The organism is Dysgonomonas sp. 37-18, from assembly GCF_001899125.1.
In the GTDB taxonomy this organism is placed as follows: Bacteria; Bacteroidota; Bacteroidia; order Bacteroidales; family Dysgonomonadaceae; genus Dysgonomonas.
Map to the genome: position 1 here is coordinate 115,089 of NZ_MKVC01000041.1, position 19,432 is coordinate 134,520.

Sequence of the window (19,432 nt, forward strand, 5' to 3'; positions counted from 1 at the left end):
TCATAAAAGCATACCATGTTTGAGGTATAAATATACCACATCAAGGGGATTTCATACCTAATTTGCTCATTATACTTTTGTGATAGATATTATCTGTTTTTAACAAATAAATATCTAATATATCTATAAAGATTGTTTGAGTTAAATTATAAAAAGGTTATGCTAAATTTTAGAAAATTAAAGTTACTGTTATTATTTACTGTTCTTACTTTATTTGTTTCCGCACAAACAGGCGACATATACACTATAAAAGGACATGTAACAGATGCTGGAGGTACAGACCTGCCCGGGGTGACAATACAAGTGAAGGGTAATGCTCAGTCGGGAACCCTGACGGATATAGATGGTCATTACTCCATATCAGTGAAAAAAAACGAAATTCTGATATTCTCATATTTAGGATTTGAAACACATCAGGTTGAAGTATTATCGAATAAACCAATAGATGTAGTTTTGAAAGAAAATAGTACCGAACTGGATGAAGTAGTAGTGACTTCGTTAAATATCCCTCGCGAAAAAAAGGCTTTGGGTTATGCCGTACAAGCCGTATCGGGGAAAGCTCTGGAGACAAGGCCAACCAATGCATTGAGTGCCCTTTCGGGGAAAATATCGGGTTTGCAAGTTATATCTAGTGGAGGAAATATGGGAGGATCTTCTCGTGTAACACTGCGTGGTATAAATTCGATTACAGGAAATAATCAGCCATTGTATATTATCGACGGAGTACCTCTCGATAATACTGACATGAATACCTCTTCTACAATTAATGGTAGCGCAGGAAAAGATGTGGGAAGTACAATACAGGATATAAATCCGGACGATATAGCAGATATAAATGTATTGAAAGGCCCTTCGGCTGCAGCTCTTTATGGAACACGTGCCGCAAATGGTGTGATACTGATCACAACAAAAAAAGGCAGTAGCAATACAGATCGTTTAGATATTCAAGTAAATACGGGTATCGAGCTCGAAAATGTAGTAAGACTGCCCAAACGCCAGAAATTATATGGTGGTGGATATAGTACTTCGTTCCAAAAAGTAACTATAGACGGAAAAGAATACAATGTCGTAGATTATGCAGCTGATGAGAGCTGGGGTCCAAAGCTTGACGGGACACCTGTATTACACTGGTATAATCTCGATCCTGAGTATGCCAATGATTACCTGAATCCTGAGCCTTGGGTTTATCCAAAGAATGACGTTACCGATTTTTTTCGTACCGGAGTGTCGAATACAAATAATATAGCGTTTTCAAAGAATTCATCAAGTAGTGCTTTTCGTGTATCATTTACCAATAAGAATGTAAAAGGTACAGTTCCCAATTCTTCGTTGAGCAGAAATGCAGTGAATATATCGGGGAGTACAAAAGGGGATCTGGTTTCATTCTTCGGAAATGTAAACTATATAAATAATAAATCTACAGGTCGTCCGTGGACAGGAGCTTCGAACCGTAATATTATCCTCGAAGCATATCAATGGGGACAAGTGCAGGTAGATTATAAGAGACTAAGTGAATATAAACGTGCCGATGGTACGCCTCGTGCATGGAATCGTACAAGCTGGGAAAATACAACAGCTGCCGAGAAAACAAAATATATAGATAATCCTTATTGGTCAGCCTACGAAAGTTATCTGAAGGAGAACAGAGACAGGTTGTATGGTAATATAGGTTTAGTGATTACCCCGACTAAATGGTTGAGTCTGACAGGACGTATAAATGGTGATGTGTATCAATACAATTCGCAAGATCGTATTGCATATTACTCTCGTTCGCAGTCGATGTATCAGGAATATTCCCAAAAGTTTGATGAGTTTAATTATGAATTCTTGGCAACATCAAATAACCGTTGGGGTGATCACTCTTTAATCGCTAACCTTGGTGCGAATTATATGAGACGTAACAGACGAGTAAGCGATATACAAACATCGGGTGGGCTTATGATTCCGGCATATTATAGCCTGAATAACGCTTCCTCTGTCATTATAAACCCGTCTACAGGTCTTTACAAAAAAGCAATATCATCAGTATACGGAAGTGTTTCGTATGGATGGAAAAGTATGTTGTACTTAGATGGTACTATCCGTAATGACTGGTCTTCGACCTTACCTACAGATAATAATTCGTTCTTGTACCCATCTCTTACATCATCTTTTGTATTCACAGAACTTCCGGCATTTAAAGATCAGAACTGGCTGTCATTCGGTAAAGTCCGTTTGGGTTGGGCAGAAGTTGGTAATGATACTGATCCTTATCAGTTGTATAAGACTTATGAGGCTTTGAATGCATTTGAAGGAAATATATCTTATACTTTATCAGATAAATTAAATAATCCTAATCTAAAGCCTGAGATTACATCATCTTGGGAGGCCGGATTGCAATTGCAATTATTTAATAATCTGATCGGATTGGATGTTACTTATTACAATAATAATAGTCGTAATCAGATCATACAATTACCTACATCAGATGCTTTCGGATATAGTTATAAACTGATCAATGCAGGGAAGATAAACAACAAGGGTATTGAGGCTACGTTGACCGTGAATCCGATCCGTCAAAAGGATTGGGACTGGACAGCAATTGCAAACTTCTCAAAAAACAGTAATAAAATTATCAAATTGTCGGATGCAGTCAATACATTACAGTTGAGTAATACTTTGGTTTCGCTTGTCGCACAAGAAGGTGAGAGTTACGGACAGATAAAAGGCTATGATTTTGTATATGCACCTGATGGAAAGAAGGTAGTAAACAGTGATGGCGTATATATGCGTACCGATCAGTTTGCTTCGCTAGGGAGCGTATTGCCTGATTTCTTATGGAGTTTCCAGAATCAGTTGAGATACAAAGACTTTACATTCGGATTCCTGATCGATTCCCGTGTTGGTGGTAAGTTCTTCTCTCAGACTTACAAAGTGGGTATGTACTCAGGTATCTTAGAATCTACAGCAGCGAATAATATTCGTGAAGATGGTATTGTTCTTGATGGCGTTACCGGTAATGTTGTATTCAATGCCGACGGAACATATACTGTTTCTAATACAGCGACAAACGACAAGCGTGTAACTGCTCAGGCATGGGCACAGAATCAGTATAACGGGCCAACAGCATATACCGTTTTTGATGCTACATTTATTAAGCTTCGTGAGTTAACTCTTGGATATACATTCAATCTTCCAAAATGGAAAGTTAAGAGTATAAACGTAACGGCTTATGCCCGCAACTTATGGAATATTTATACCAAGAGCAAGGATATCGATCCCGAACTGACCAATAGTAGTGGTAATGTACAAGGTATAGAAGGCGGTAACCTACCTACTCCTGTAACCTACGGTATAAATCTTGGTTTCAAATTTTAAAATAAACTATCTGTATGAAAATTAATAAACTATATATATTAGGCTTATTTGCTTCAGTTTTATTGTCCTCTTGTGTTGATGATATAAATGAAGATCCCAACCGCCCAACGTCAGTGCCAACCACCTCTTTGATCACTTCTGCTGAGAAATTGCTGATTGATAATCTCCGTAGCGAACAGGCATCGTTGAGAGGTTCCATGTTGTTTGTTCAGTATTTTTCTCAAAATACATATACTACCCAATCGCGATATGATATTCCTTTCAGTTATTCTGATGATTACTGGAAAGGGTTATATAAAACATTAAATAATCTGGAGGAGGTAGTAAAGTTGAATACTGATCCTTTAACAAAAGATGTGGCAACTGCTAATGGTGCAGGACGCAATGCTACTCAGATAGCAATAAGCCGTATATTGAAATCGTATGCATTCTATGCTCTTACCGATGTGTTTGGGAATATCCCTTATCAATCTTACGGTAATAAAGATGAAGATTTTCAGGCATTACAACAAAATCCTGAGAATATAACTCCTAAGTATGCGTCGCAGGAGAAAATCTATGCAGACATATTGAATGAGCTGAAAGCAGCCGGAGATACATTGATCAAATATCAATCGGAAACAACTTTTGGCAAGGCCGATATTATTTATGCAGGTAGCAATCAGAAGTGGGTAAAGTTTGCAAACTCGCTGCGCCTACGTTTTTCTACACGCATAAAAGATAAGAATCAGGCTTTGTATCAAGAACACTTTCAGGATGCATTGAGTAAAGGTGTGTTTACAAGTAATGCTGATAATGCAGCATTCAAGTATTCTGCTACTTCCCCTAACGAAGCTCCTTTATATAGAGCTACGGTTACAGCCAACCGGAAAGACTTTGCGATATCTAATATCTTTGTGGATCTGCTTCAAGGGAAGAATGCAATTTTGCCCGTTTCTGATCCTCGTTTACCGATATATGCCTTACCGGCAACAGCTACTAATACTTATGTAGGACTTCCTTATGGCTTAGCAAACGATCAGGCGGGTAAATTCGCAGCAACAGGAGTGAGTTTGCCGGGAGCGGTTATCAATGCGGCAAACTATGCTGAGGTATTGATGGAATACGCCGAAGTAAAATTCTTGGTCTCAGAATATAATTCTTGGTCTCAGGCTGATTATGCATCAGGTGTTCGGGCTTCTCTCGAAAAGTGGGGAGTCTCAGCCGACAATGTGAATACTTATTTGGAGTCTCTTCCTGCTGCTAGTAAAGAGAATGTTTTGACACAAAAGTATATCGCTCTTTATATGCAAGGTCTCGAATCATGGAGTGAATATCGCCGTACAGGCTATCCTTCATTCTTGGTAAAAGAAGGAGATGTTGTATTTCAAGGGACGATAGATGGCGCAGGAGTAACATATCGTTTCGATCCGTTGTTTGGAGATGGAGGTGTTCCGGGACGTTTATACTACCCTACTAAGGAACAGAATGTGAATAAAGCCAACTATCAAGAAGCTCTGTCTGCACAGGGTAATGATAAAATAGAAACAAAATTGTGGGTGTTTAAAAAGTAGTTTGTAGCTTTACTTCAAACAAAAGTATAATAAAGATATGAAGAAATATTTAATAATGATGGCTGCTGCATTTGTACTAATGTCTTGTAATAAGGTATCGGAACATAAGCTGACAGACGGAAAATGGAGAGGTGAATTCTCTATTTCAGATCAGAAATTTCCATTCTTGTTTGACGTCGAAGGTTCTGCAACAGACTCAACAACTGTGTATCTGATAAATGGGGCAGAGCGTGTTCCGCTCAAAGGTGTGGTTTACTCAAACGATACCGTAACTATTCCGATATTAGCTTATGATGCTGTATTAACAGGTAAAATAGCCAATGGTAAATTTGAAGGGAAATTCAAAAAGCTATTTATAGATAACGATGAGGGTGTGTCTTTCTCGGCAGAAAAAAGTGATGCTCCGCGCTTTGAAGTTGCGGACAAAGCTACAGAGATTTCTCTTGCCGGTAAATGGGATATCCAGTTTATAGGACAAAAAGGAGATACTGCTCATAATGTAGGGATTTTCAGTCAGGATAAAAATATTCTTACCGGCTCTATTCTTACCAATGCAGGAGACCTTCGTTATCTCGAAGGAGCTTTGACAAACGATGGTTTTCAGTTTTCTGCATTTGCGGGTCTTAGTCCATATCTGATAAAAGGAAAGTTTGAAGGAAATGATAGTTTTACAGGGGAGTTCTATACCACACGAGGTGTAACAAAACTTGTTGGAAAGCGCAATGCCGAAGCTGCTCTTGCCGATCCTTATAGTTTAGCTTATATGAAGAAAGGAGAGGATCGCCTCAATTTCACATTCCCTAATGTAGAAGGTCAGAAAGTCTCTTTATCCGACCCTCGTTACAAAGGCAAGGTGGTAATTGTATCTATCCTTGGCAGTTGGTGTCCAAATTGCTTGGACGAAATGGAATACCTATCTCCATGGTATAAAGAAAACAGTAAGAGAGGCGTTGAAATCATCGGGTTGGCATTTGAGCGTAAAGATGATCCGGAATATGTAAAGACTGTGCTCTCCCGCTTGGTTAAGCGTTATAATGTAGATTATGAAATCCTGTTTGCAGGCAAGCTGGGTGATGATGCTACTGCTAAGGCTCTTCCGCAGGTGAGTAAAATCATGGGTTATCCTACTACTATCTTTATCGATAAGAAAGGTATTGTAAGAAAGATACACACCGGATTTAATGGTCCTGCTACCGGACTGTTTTATGAGGAGTTTAAACAAGACTTCAATAAAGTAGTAGACGATTTGCTGGCAGAGAAATAAAAAAAACTATAAAAGATAGGCTAAAGGAAGATAATATGAACTCCTTTAGCCGTTTTTTTATATATCTGCCTTATTCTTATTTTTAGGCTTCATCCCAAACAAAGGCCTTATGATAGAATAGCGTCTTATCCCAAATTCGTATATCACCCATGTAATAGTAAATGTTCCTATCACCATGATTGAGAACTTAGGAAAGAACCCTATATCGACATACTTCAGGTAATATCCCAGAGCAATAATAATTGTTTGATGCAGGATATAAAATGGATATACAGCTTCATTTCCGTATGCCACTATTTTACTTGGTTTGTTGAGGTATATAGCAGCATAACCAATCAACGTTAAAATCCACGACCAGGCATTAAAAACCTTGACCAAAGCTTGCACCTCCCCCTTGAAGGGAAAATCGCCGATCACATACCAAAGACACATCAACAGAGGAAACCCAATGATACCACTAATCAGAAATTTCAGCCTGTTTTTAGTTACTGCATCCCAAAAGGAATCCTTCAATGAAATTAACAGATAACCAAAAAAGAAGAATGTACAATAATTAACAAGATTGTACCAGTCATTTATTAGCCCGTTTGTCTGTGGAAAATAAGGTGCTAGAAATAACTGCCACAAGAAGAGTGGTATGATGAATATATAGAATCCAAAAGCTTTTGATACGATGGCTTTCAGTTTTCTTATCAGCCATGCTTCGGGATGCTTCCGCAGATAAAGAAAAGCCGGAAGCATTACCATAGAGAATATCAGTAGGTAAAGTATAAACCATAGGTGGTGCCACGATATATTTCCTTCGGGATATGATCCGATGAATGCTTCCTTAGGCCAGAAATCGAAGTAGCTGCCGCTAAACTGCCCCTTGTCTAATCGTTCGAAATAAACTTGTGGTGGAACGACAAAGATCATACCTACGATAAGGGGAATAAGAAGCCTTTTGTGACGCTCTATCGCAAACTGGATAGCACTTCGTTTTGTCAGAGCATAGTAAGTTCCCATTCCTGATATTACAAAGAGCAAAGCCAACCGCCATTGGTTGAGAAAAAGCATCGGGAAAACAGTTCCTTCATATATCACTGAGTTTTTTATGTGAAAACTCCACGGAACGAAAAACATTCCCACATGATAGAAAATCAATAGAGCAAAGGCGATTACTCGTAAACTGTCAATGTCATATCTGCGCATAGCATGAGAAGATTAAGTATCAAATATTAGATTGTAATATGTTATATTAATAAGACAATCTTTCCAATTAAAAATCACATACTAAAGAGATTTTTATGAAGTTATTTTAACTTATTGATCTTGACAGTACTGTAATGCAAATATTTACTTTACTATATTTTTTTATGGATTTTATATTAAACAACAAATTCTCAGTCCATAAACTCAAGTGATATCCTATTCAGAAAAGCTACAGTCTTGTGTATTTCCTTATACATAACGATATCGTCGTTTACGAAGGCTACTTCTTTGCGATATTCTTTCAGGAAGTTTTCGAGTATAGGAGATGTTTTTGCAGGACGGCGAAAATCTATTCCCTGAGCCGCATTCATTAATTCGATGGCGAGTATATGATTTAAGTTATCCATTACTTTGAATATCTTAATCGCAGCATTGGCTCCCATACTCACGTGGTCTTCTTGTCCATTGGATGAAACAATAGAGTCGCTCGATGCAGCATAACAATACATCTTATTCTGGCTAACCATCGAAGCCGAAGCATACTGAGGTATCATAAACCCCGAATTTACTCCCGGATTAGCCACGAGAAATTCAGGCAGTCCGCGTAACCCCATAATTAGCTGAGCCACACGTCTTTCCGAAATGTTACCTAATTCGGCTAAGGCAATTGCCAAAAAATCGTATGAAATAGCGAGGGGCTGTCCGTGGAAGTTTCCTCCCGATATAATTTTATCTTCGTCGGGGAAGATGGTCGGGTTATCCGTTACTGAGTTTATCTCTGTCAACAACACCGAGGCTACATATCTTATAGCGTCTTTTGTTGCTCCATGTACCTGAGGAATACATCTGAAAGAGTAAGGGTCTTGTACATGATCTTTTTCCCTGGCGACAAGCTCACTTCCCTCAAGTAGTTTTCTGAAATTATCGGCGGTTTCTATTTGTCCTTTATGCGGACGCATCTGGTGGAGGCAATCTAAAAACGGATCGAGGCAGCCGTCAAAAGCTTCGAGTGAAAGGGCTGCTATTAAGTCCGCTTTTTTAGATAGTTTGAATGCTCTCAACATAGCGAATACCCCGTTGGCACTCATAAACTGCGTTCCATTCAGCAGAGCCAGCCCTTCTTTGCTCATCAGGCGGATTGGCTTCCATCCAAACTCATCGAGAACGCTCATCGCTTCACGTTTACGCCCCTGATAATAAACATCGCCGACACCAATAAGGGGTAAGAATAGATTTGCCAGTGGCGCTAAATCGCCTGATGCTCCCAGTGAACCACGATCGCAAACGATGGGAATAATATCATTATTGAAAAAGTCGATTATCCGCTGTACAGTAATAACTTGTACTCCGCTATACCCCAATGATAAGGCGTGAGCTTTGAGAAGCATCATCAGCTTGACAATAACAGGAGAGATTTCTTCACCTACGCTGCAAGCATGCGATTTAACAAGGTTCTCCTGCAAGCGTGTAAGTTCATCCGGAGATATGTTCTTGTTGCAGAGCGAACCGAAACCTGTGGTAATGCCATACATCGGTGTTTTTTGCGACTCTATTTTTTGATCCAGATAATCCCTGCACTTTTGTATACGTTCTTTAGCCTCAGCAGCTAATTCTAGTTTAAGGTTTTTGTTGATTATTTGTTCAATGATCTCGAAGTCCAACTCTCCGGAACCGATATAATAGACATTCTTCATAAACTTATAGTATTTTGCTTACTCTACTCAATAACTCCTGCTCTTTCATGATGGCTTCGCTCTCCAGGTAGTTTGCCTCTTGTGTCATCAGCGCTACATATTCTATGTCTTTGATCGAAGAAAGATTTATTTTTACATTCAGTATGGCACTTATTGCAGCAGTGCGGGCTGTCATTATAGCTACACAGGCATCCGTTATAGCATTCTGATTGCCTTGGTCGGCTACCTGTGCTATAACATCCATTATGTCCACGGCTTTGCGTGCTACTTCCATTGGTATTTCTGCTGCAATCTTGGTTGCTTCCTGTATCTGGTTGTTGCGTTCTGTTTTTTCTTCGTCTGTTTCTTTGGGGAGTTTGAATGCGGCGAAAACATTATTATATGCTTCCGAATCGGCATCTATATCTTTCATAAAGCTTGCCCTATAGTTTTCTGTTATAGCGACAATTTTTTTCATCAATCCTTCTTTGTCTTCATACTTTTTTTTACCAATGGTAAGATTGGCTACCATTTCTGTCAATGCTGATGCTATTGCTGCATTTAATGCTGCAATGCTACCTCCTCCGGGTACAGGGTCATTTCCTGCTGTCTTTGCTAAAAAATCTTTAACTGATAGGTTTACTAGCATGGTACTACAATTTAAAAGGTTAAGAATTATGTAATTTCTTAAGAATATTATTTATGTCTGCTCGCACTCTATTCGGATAGCGTTTTTTATTATAAATGAATGGATTTTTCATTATTAATATGAGTTCTGTAAACTCTGAATCACTCAAGAAATAAATTTGTTTATGAAAATATTGTACAGCAGCATTCCGCACCCCTATTATTTTATTAGGGAATACAAATTTTGAGGCATAATATCTCAAGCACTCTTTTTGTGATGCGTAATCTTCTGTCAAAGAAGTGAGTAATATTACTTCAGATGTCTTTGTGTGTAGGGGATACCAGCTTATGTAGATCACTTTCTCACATGCACACGGGGAATCATTTTTCTCTAACGTTTTATTTAAGAAATGCTCCCAAGCGTTGTTATCTAAAGCATCCGGATAGATTATATTGTATATCTCATAGAATCTATTTGGCAGCTCGGGACTATTCTTAATATCATTTATATATACACCTGTCTCCGCTTTATTTAGAATAAAGTATCCACCCAGTTTGACAAAATACAACATACCAATAATGATAATTATCGGAAAGATAAAAATTATTAGCAATATGTTTTTCTTTCTTTTTGTCATTTCCTTTTCCATTAGTATATGGAATGTCTCTTACCGGCAGTATGATAAAACATATTAAAACAAGAACCAAGATAGTTTTTATAATAGATTTTATTGTTTCTGCATAGTAAAACGCTTAATTGTTAAAAAGTAACAAAAGTAACAGTTTTTTGATGTTTTCGGTTGTTACTTTTTTATCCCTCTAACTTAATATAAAATACTCTATAATAGATAAATTTAAACCCGAAAATTAATTTTTAATTAAAAATAACTCCATTTTTAATTGTTTTTTCTACAATATTCATTCCTATATGGTAAGGCAGAAACTTGTAAGAAGGATATTCCAATATCACTAAATCGCCCTGCTTGCCCACATCTATACTACCAATCTTGTCCGCTATTCCCAAAGCTGCCGCCCCGTTTATAGTGAGCGCACTAACAGCCTCTTCGGGCGAAAGCTGCATATAAATGCATGCCAAAGCAAATAACAGAGGTATGGAATTCGTAAAACTACTTCCCGGATTGAGGTCTGTGGCTAAAGCGACAGCACAGCCCGTGTCTATCATATATCGGCCTCGTGCATAATCTTCTTTCAGAGAAAATGCGGTGCATGGCAATAAGGTAGCGACAGTATTGCTATTTGCTAAATCTGCAATTCCTTTGTCTGATGCCTGTAGCAGATGGTCTGCCGATAATGCACCTAATTCTACAGCCAGTTCAGCTCCACCGAGTGTCACGATCTCGTCTGCATGTATTTTTAGTTTAAAGCCAAGATTTTTTGCTGCTGTTAAGTATCTTCGTGATTGTTGTATGTCAAATACATTCTTTTCGCAAAATATGTCGCAGCAATCTGCCAGATTCTTGTCCTTTACTAAAGGTATCACTTCCTTTATCAGGTAGTCTAAGAAAGTATCTTCTCTGCCTTTATATTCCTGAGGTGTGGCATGTGCTCCCATAAAAGTGCTTACGATATCTACAGGATGCTCTTCGTCCAGAGATTTCATTACTTCCAGTTGTTTAAGCTCTGTCTCTTTGTCCATTCCATAACCGCTCTTACCCTCTATAGTGGTTACACCCATAGCGAACATTTTGTCAAGTCTTTTGCGTCCGGCCTCTTTCAGTTCTTCAAAAGAAGCATTGCGGGTTGCTGTCATTGTATTGTGTATTCCCCCGCCCCGCTCCATGATAGACATATAGCTGTCGCCCCGCATGCGCCATGAGAATTCCTCCTCGCGATAGCCTCCAAAAACAAAATGTGTATGAGAGTCCACAAATCCGGGGAGTACAGCTTTACCTGTAGCATCAATGATTGTATGTTCGGGAAAATCTGACAGCGGAGGGCAATTTGCACTTTTGCCAACAAATGTGATTATACCTCCTGTGACAATGACTGATCCCTTTTCGATGATTGATAGGTTAGACATTTCTCTTCCCTTCTTTGCCGAAAAGCCGGAACAAGTAACTAATTGTGCTGCGTTTTTTATAATGATGTTTCCTTTTTTCATGTGTTATCCATTATTGTCATATTGAGTGTAACGAAACATCTCGACTCTATTGAGACAAAAGATTCTTCCCTTTGGTCAGAATGACAAGGAAAGTCTACTCCATCAAATGTGTTTCCAGTACCTGCTTTGTCGAAAAATCTTCAAGCCCCAGATAGTAAGCTGCCGTATCTATCAGGGCATCCATCGGAACGAGACCGATGATTTCCGCTCCTACAACAGATACTCCGTAGCGATTTGCTTCTATTCTTACTAATTCGTGAGCACGGTAGATAGCTGTTTTCGTAAAATCTGTCAGGTTCATTGATACTTGTACGATTCCTCTTTCTGTCAGTTCCACACCCATAGCCTTACAGAAGCGTAATCCACCACCTAAGAATCGCACCTTCTTTGCTATTGCGTCCGCTATCTCGAGCTTGTTGGTATTCAGGTTTACATTGTATGCTACCAACGGCATGCGTGCCCCTATAACAACACCTCCGGCTGTTGGGTGTGGCTGATCGGGTCCAAAATCGGGCTTCCATTCGGGTAGATTCATCTTTTCTTTCAGTCCTTCAAACTCTCCTTTTCGGATTGTAGCCAGATTTTCGCGATGAGGTGCTGATGCTGCTTTTTCGTAAAGGAATACCGGCAATCCATAGCGTTCAGCGACTTCCTGTCCTACTTCTTTCGAGAGATTGACGGCTTCTTCCATACTTACATTGCGGATAGGGATGAAAGGAACTACGTCGGCAGCGCCCATACGGGGATGTTGTCCTTTGTGGTGGTTAAGGTCTATTACTTGTACTGCTATGCCTATAGCTTCTATCACTGCTTTTTTTAGAGCATCGGGTTCGCCCACAACGGTTACTACCATACGGTTGTGGTCTTTGTCTGTGCTATAGTCTAACAACTTAACTCCTTCCTTGGCACGGAAAGCATTTACGATCTTTTCTACCTTCTCAAGATCGCGTCCTTCGCTAAAATTTGGTACGCATTCAACGATTTTGTTTGAGCTCATGATATTATTTTATTAAGACTTGTTACTACCTTTTTTATAGCGTGCAGATATTTTTGGAGAACCTTCGTAACTCAGGATGATAGACAGATTTTAATTTTACTTATTATCCTGCTTATTTCGTTTTATCATAATCTGCTCTTGTCTCCAAGGTAAGTGTTTCGGTATCACAATCCCATATACTTACATAATTATCTGAAAGTACGATATGTGTGTCCCATCCGGCATATTGTGCATAAAGCATCAACGTACAAATATCAGTAGGAGTAATAAAGTCACCTGTTTCAGGAGCATGAGAGTGAACAGAGACTACGGCATCTTTTCCTCCGTCAAAGTCGATAGGAATTAGATTTCTGTGAATTTCTTTTTTCTCTTTCACATTGTTTTGTTCGTCAAACGTTAGCAGATAATCGTTTCCGAAGAGCATTACTCCGGTAACCTTTGGAGCGGTTAATACATATACTCTCTTTTCTCCATTGCGGATATAGGGGATAAGATTGAAGTTTGTATTGCTATATGTCTTGAATAAGACGCTGTCTTCCTGTATTTCGGCTAAAGCTTTTTGCCGTATAGTAAACAGCTGCTTTTCATCTTCCTTGAAGTCTCGTTCCTTGAAGTCTATAGTTGCTGTTTCTACTATTTTGATATCTCCGAACGAAACGACTCCAATTACTTTTGGATTTGCGCTTCTTGAAAAGAACAAACATTTTGCAGTTCCATTATCGATATAGGAGAAATATCCACCGATGCGCTCTTTCTCTTTGAAGCTTTTTGTAAAAATATCTGTTCCATGCCATGCTGTAATTTCGAGACGGTAAAGGTATTTTCCTTCATCGGTAATTTGATCGGCTATCTTTTTTAGGTCTATATTCTGACTAAAAACATTAGCTGATAAAAGCAGAAGTATAATTGTGATAAGTTTCTTCATTAATTATTTTCTATAATATTCTTTACTAATTCATCGTCTGCAATATAGGGTATAGTAATATGATAACCATCGTTGTGAGTCTGATTAAAAGACTCGCAAGTTTCAATTGCATGTTCGTTTCGTGCCCACGAACGGCGTGCCACTCCTCCCATCACGTCCCATAACATAGATGAACGTATAATTTCGTCAATTCGTTCACTACCATCGCAAACTAATCCAAATCCTCCGTTAATAGCTTTGCTAATGCCAACGCCTCCTCCATTGTGAAGCGCAACGAGGCTCATTCCCCTTGCTGCATTTCCGGCAAAGCATTGTACAGCCATGTCTGCCATTACATTGCTGCCATCTTTTATATTTGCTGTTTCCCGAAATGGAGAATCTGTACCGCTTACATCATGATGATCGCGCCCCAACATTATCGGGCCCACTTCTCCATCTTTAACCAGTTTATTGAAACGTAAGGCAATATTCATTCTCCCCAGCGCATCTTGATATAAGATACGTGCCTGTGTACCAACCACAAGTTGATTTTTTTCAGCTTCGCGGATCCATTCGTAATTGTCTTTATCTTGTCCCCTTCGTGTAGGGTCGATGCATTCCATTGCCGCACGGTCTGTTTTGATGAGGTCTTCGTGTTTTCCGCTGAGGCAAACCCAACGGAAAGGCCCATATCCATAATCGAACAATTCGGGTCCCATAATGTCTTCCACATACGAAGGCCAGATAAAGCCATCTTTTTCGTCGACGCCATTTTTAGATATTTCTTTTATACCCGAGTCGTATATTGCTTTCATGAAAGAATTACCATAATCGAAGAAATATATGCCTTTAGCAACTAGTTTGCGGATAACTTCAAAATGACGTTTAAGAGAATCGTTTACTAGCTTGTGAAATGTTTGCCTATCTTCTTTTAATAATCTTGTCCTCTCTTCAAATGATATCCCAACAGGGCAATAGCCGCCTTCGTATACTGCATGACAGGAGGTCTGGTCTGAAAGTAGGTCTATGTGAATTTGATTTATTTCTGCATACTCCAGCAGATCAATAATATTGCCATGATAAGCTATGGAACAAGGCTTTTTATCTTTTTGGGCCTGTTTAGCCATATCAAAAGCCTCTTTTGCTTCGGATATTATATGATGTACCCATCCCTGTCTGAAACGTGTTTCGATACGAGAGAGATCTACTTCGGCTACAATAGAAACAGCACCCGCTATATCGGCAGCCTTGGGTTGTGCTCCACTCATGCCTCCCAACCCTGATGAAACAAACAGATAGCCTGCCAGGTTCTTATCTTGAGGAATGCCTAGTTTTTTCCGTCCGGCATTTAGTAATGTGTTGAATGTACCATGTACTATACCTTGTGGTCCTATATACATCCATCCTCCGGCTGTCATTTGTCCATAATTGGCAACACCCATCTGTGCAGCAATTTCCCAATCAGCCTGATTGTCGAACATGCCCACCATCATAGAATTTGTGATAATGACTCGCGGAGCATCAGGCTTCGATTTGAACAGACCAAGAGGATGTCCGGACTCAATAACTAAGGTCTGATCCCTCGTAAGTACTTCAAGGTACTTTTTTATCAATTGATATTGCATCCAGTTTTGACAAACTTGCCCTGTTTCGCCATACGTAACCAACTCGTACGGATATAATGCTATATCGAAACAAAGGTTATTATCTATCATTACTTGAAAGGCTTTTCCTTCGATACAGTTTCCTTTATATTGGTCGATAGACTTCGGGAAGATGTCTCCCTGTGGACGAAAACGGTATCCATAGATGCGCCCCCGGGTTTTAAGCTCTTTGAGAAGCTCAGGAGCTAAGGTTTCATGTAATTCGACGGGGATATATCGCAAAGCATTTTTAAGTGCAGTTATTGTCTGAGCAGCACTGAGCCTAAAGCCTCTATCGGGTGCACGGCGTATCCCTTCAACAAAAGACGGATATTCGGGTAATCTATTATCAAGTCTGATGTCCATGATGTTTGATTCTTGGTTACATCTCTCGAAGATAAGATTTATATTTTTATCCTAAAATATATTGAGTATATTTCTCAATATGTTTTACGACAAAATATCAATATCTGTAAGTTAAATAGTGAAAATCGAATAGGTCTGAATATTCTCAGCGTCTGTTAGTCTACCTGTTGTTATCAAAATGTCAGACGTATTGCTTCAAACTTTGCAGGAAGTCTGATAAATTTACATCTCTATCCAGATCCATTTTCTTTCGTAATCTGTATCTGTTTACTTCTACACCCCGTATCGATATGTTGAGCAGCGGCGCTATTTCCTTCGAGGAAAGGTTCATATTGAGGTATGCACACAATATTTTATCATTGCGTGTCAGATTAGGGAATCGTTCGTCAAGCAGTTTGAAGAAATCCTGATGTATCAGATCAAAGTTTGATTGGAATATTTCGAAGTCAGTGTCATGCTCAATATTGGTATTGATCTGACTGATTAGGCTCATCACCTTTTGTTTGATTGTACTTATTTGTTTTTCTTCATCAATGGCTTTGGATATATTTAATGCGTTTCTCTTCACATTTTCGAGCATCTCGTTTTTACGGATCACATTCAGCATATAACCATTCAGCTCTTGCGTCTTATATTTCAATTCATTTTTCAGATTCTCGTTTTGTAGCTCATATATCGCTTCATCTTTCAGCTTTGTTTCTTCTTCATAGCGTCTGGTTTGAGCAATTAGCTCCTCACCCTTCTGATGTATAATTTTCTTTTGCTTACTGATTGTTTTTTTATAGATGATAAGTATTAAAATCACTATAGCTAATGAATAAAGCAAATAAGCTAGTACCGATCTGTACCAAGGGGGGTGGACTGTAAAACTAAATGATGTAATGCTCGAAGAATCGGGGTTGCCATCAATAAATGCTTTTACCTCGAAAACATATTTACCCTCGTGAAGACCTGTGTATTCTTTAACAGTATTGGTTGAGGGGATACTCCAATCGTCATCTATTCCTTTCAGCCTAAAGCTATATAATATATCTGAGGAATGATCGTAGAAGGTTGCTGCAAAATTTATTTTTATAGAATTTAATGAGTATGGCAATGATAGTCTTTTTTCGCTGCTGCCATAGCTTAAGATACTGTCGTTTTTACTACAAGTTATTTCTCGGATGTAAGTATTTATAGTTGAGAATTTCCCATTTTTTCTTGACATGTCTATTCTTGCAAAGGCATTATCGACGGCTACAATAGCCGTTTCGGGATCGATCATGTTTATATTTTCATAGCTGTCTATCAGTTCGTTCGAAAGCCCCCAGTTGTGTATATATTCTTGGTATTTACCTTCGCTATATGCTAAAACTTTTAGATTGCGATCGGCAACAAACCAAATGTTTTTGTATTTATCTACATAGAGAAATTCATAATACTTTGGTCCTTCCAGCATCAACTCGAGTTGAGTATAATGATCGAACGAGTCTGTTATCCGGCTATATTGGAGTATTCCGTTGCGGGTACATATAACTAGATTGTTCTCTATCTTTCTGATAATAATATTGGAATCGAAAGCATTATTATTTAGCGTATAGGTCTTGTATCGGATTATTTTTTCAAAATTTTTATCGAAAGTTAGTCGGCGCATGGTACCATTAGCATTTGCCACCCAAAAATTATAGGGCTCGTCATCTTCTATAAATCCCCGGAATGAGTCTCTAAATTCGGGGATTTTATGTGAAAACATCCAACGTCCATTTTCCCTCTTCAGAATACAGAATCCCGAATAGGTAGCAACCATAAGCTTATTCTTGTCTTCGCTTAGGGCATGAGTTTCCCAAGCTCCTAGAAGGTCTATTTTGTACGTCTCTGTGGGGGTTATTACCATTATACCATTATCCCCCGAACTAAAGAGCGTATTATCTATTATGTTGGTAGACCAGATTTGCCCTTCCGAGCCTTTTATTAATTGATACCGATTATCTTTATCCAGCTTATAAAGAGCCTGGTTAGTCCCAAAATATAGTTCATTATTGTACATGGCGCTACTGTATCCTGTGCCGATCGGTGATACTGTTGCAAATAATGGCCTGATCGGAGAATTGAGACTTATATAGCTTATTCCTTTATCAAGTCCGAGCCATAAGTTTTGGTTACTATCAAAAAAACACCCTAAAACTGTATTATTCTTTAAGCCATTATTAATATTAAACTCTTCTTTGTAGAACGGATCTTTTAGGTCGAATATGATGACGCCGTTTTGGACTGATCCAATAGCGATTTTTGATCCTGATATGGCTGTGCTAAATAATTGATTCTTCTGTATGAAGCTATCAGCTATGGAGTTAATTTGTTGTATGTTGTTTTTATTTAACAGATATAAACCTTTCTTCGCCGATGTTACTAATATATCTTTATTGTATGATAATAGGCTTACAATTTTATGCCCACTCAATGGTTCGGATGCTTCCAGAAATGTTAGTTTGTTATTTGAGTTTAGATAAAAGATTCCATTAGGTGTTGCCAGATACAATGTTCCTTCATGTAAAAGAGAACAGTCTATTTTTGTATCGGAATCTATCATGCTGACATTTCCTGCCTTTTTATGGTATGTATGGATATAACGTTCACTTATAAAGTAGATCACATCTCCCCCATCTTCTATATTCCAAACTTCTCCTCCCCAATTTTTTGTTTTGTCTGATAGGGAGCGGTATGTTAGCTGACCGATTGCATTTGGTTTAAAAAGGCCAAATTCGGAACTCCCGCCAATATATATATTGTTATCAATAATTTTAATAATCCGTATCACATTATTTCTTATTGGATATGATGTCCAGTTTACTCCATCGAACTCTAACAAGCCATTTGAGTTTGCCGAATATATCCATCCTTTGTCTGATTGTGTTATCATCCAGTTCTGAAATCCGGCTTTGTACTGGCTTCGTTCATAATTCGTGATTTTACGCTGCCAGATAGACGTGGAATGTGCAGGAACAACTAGTGATATTCCAATTATTACTGAAAATATAAAAGATATTATGTGTTTATTCATCTTCCCAACGATGTGTTTATCATATGATCAATCGAGTTGCGCTACTACTAGATAAATCCTCTTATATATTTGAATTTAATTTTTATTGTTATATTTTTTTATAAAATATGGTTAACTATCGAAATTTCAAATGGGCAGTTGATATCATATGAAGTTAATGTTTTCTTCTGGATCTCTACATTTATATTCCTATTGGTATCAAATATACAAATATAATTATAAAAAATGGGTGTAAAGTTTGTTTTTGTTTTAATAGTTTGATATACAGGTGCTATATATATTATTTGTAGTAGTGAAAGTGCTATGTATTTAGCTTAAATCGATTAGAAAAAATAACCAATATATTTCTAATACTACTACTATTTTAGATTTTAAAATTGGGCAAGGAGTTATTATTTATATTATTTTCGGACGACTTGGATATACTTTTTTGATCTATGTGGAAATTATACAAATCTTATTAAATTTTATATATATCTTATATATAGATAATTATATTTTATGTGTAGTACTGATGTAGTGTTTAATTTAGTTCTTTTTTGAGTTTTTGTTGTAGTGAAAATATGTAAAAACAAAAACATCAACCCTATTTTTGTGTTAACGAATAAAAACAAGAGTTACCTATTTCTCTTACATGTTAACTTAATCCTAAATCTGATCATGGTAGAATAATTTAAGAATATCTATGTGGTAAA

Annotated in this window: 12 protein-coding genes; 3 read left to right on the plus strand and 9 right to left on the minus strand. The window is 38.1% G+C overall.

Translation table 11 applies throughout. From position 1 onward, the window contains the following. Positions 1–159: 159 nt before the first annotated feature. From BGO84_RS15950 to BGO84_RS15960, 3 genes are read left to right on the plus strand one after another with little or no spacing between them, the layout of a single operon-like run. The gene (locus tag BGO84_RS15950; RefSeq protein ID WP_291030696.1) at positions 160–3,357 is read left to right on the plus strand and encodes a SusC/RagA family TonB-linked outer membrane protein; all 3,198 of its coding nucleotides are present in this window, start codon (positions 160–162) and stop codon (positions 3,355–3,357) included. 14 nt (positions 3,358–3,371) lie between these two features. Then, entirely contained in the window at positions 3,372–4,910 is a 1,539-nt protein-coding gene (locus tag BGO84_RS15955) for a SusD/RagB family nutrient-binding outer membrane lipoprotein (protein WP_291030698.1), read from the plus strand. 37 nt (positions 4,911–4,947) lie between these two features. Further along, positions 4,948–6,174: a TlpA disulfide reductase family protein gene (locus BGO84_RS15960; RefSeq protein ID WP_291030700.1), complete on the plus strand. Its 1,227-nt coding sequence runs from the start codon at positions 4,948–4,950 to the stop codon at positions 6,172–6,174. 57 nt (positions 6,175–6,231) lie between these two features. On the opposite strand, the gene BGO84_RS15965 is transcribed toward BGO84_RS15960, so the two are convergent. The 9 genes from BGO84_RS15965 to BGO84_RS16005 form a co-directional block, all read right to left on the minus strand. Beyond that, positions 6,232–7,365 (minus strand): acyltransferase family protein, encoded by a 1,134-nt coding sequence (locus BGO84_RS15965; protein ID WP_291030702.1) that lies wholly within the window; start codon positions 7,363–7,365, stop codon positions 6,232–6,234. A gap of 191 nt (positions 7,366–7,556) precedes the next feature. Then, a complete protein-coding gene (gene hutH / locus BGO84_RS15970) occupies positions 7,557–9,059 on the minus strand; it encodes a histidine ammonia-lyase (RefSeq protein WP_283685657.1) in 1,503 nt (500 codons plus the stop codon). A gap of 4 nt (positions 9,060–9,063) precedes the next feature. After that, positions 9,064–9,687 carry a cyclodeaminase/cyclohydrolase family protein gene (locus tag BGO84_RS15975; protein WP_252637094.1) on the minus strand — a complete coding sequence of 208 codons (624 nt, stop codon included), beginning with the start codon at positions 9,685–9,687 and terminating at the stop codon, positions 9,064–9,066. Positions 9,688–9,706: 19 nt separating this feature from the next. Then, on the minus strand, positions 9,707–10,237 hold the full coding sequence (locus BGO84_RS15980; RefSeq protein WP_291030705.1) for a transglycosylase domain-containing protein: 531 nt from the start codon (positions 10,235–10,237) through the stop codon (positions 9,707–9,709). Positions 10,238–10,539: 302 nt separating this feature from the next. Next, positions 10,540–11,787: an imidazolonepropionase gene (gene hutI / locus BGO84_RS15985; RefSeq protein WP_291030707.1), complete on the minus strand. Its 1,248-nt coding sequence runs from the start codon at positions 11,785–11,787 to the stop codon at positions 10,540–10,542. Positions 11,788–11,881: 94 nt separating this feature from the next. Next, entirely contained in the window at positions 11,882–12,784 is a 903-nt protein-coding gene (ftcD, locus tag BGO84_RS15990) for a glutamate formimidoyltransferase (RefSeq protein WP_291030710.1), read from the minus strand. A 112-nt stretch (positions 12,785–12,896) separates the two neighbouring features. Further along, positions 12,897–13,709: a hypothetical protein gene (locus BGO84_RS15995; protein WP_291030711.1), complete on the minus strand. Its 813-nt coding sequence runs from the start codon at positions 13,707–13,709 to the stop codon at positions 12,897–12,899. Beyond that, positions 13,709–15,697: a urocanate hydratase gene (locus BGO84_RS16000; RefSeq protein WP_291030713.1), complete on the minus strand. Its 1,989-nt coding sequence runs from the start codon at positions 15,695–15,697 to the stop codon at positions 13,709–13,711. The genes BGO84_RS15995 and BGO84_RS16000 overlap by 1 nt, the downstream gene beginning before the upstream one ends. A gap of 181 nt (positions 15,698–15,878) precedes the next feature. After that, positions 15,879–18,737 (minus strand): triple tyrosine motif-containing protein, encoded by a 2,859-nt coding sequence (locus BGO84_RS16005; protein WP_291030715.1) that lies wholly within the window; start codon positions 18,735–18,737, stop codon positions 15,879–15,881. Positions 18,738–19,432 lie beyond the last annotated feature (695 nt).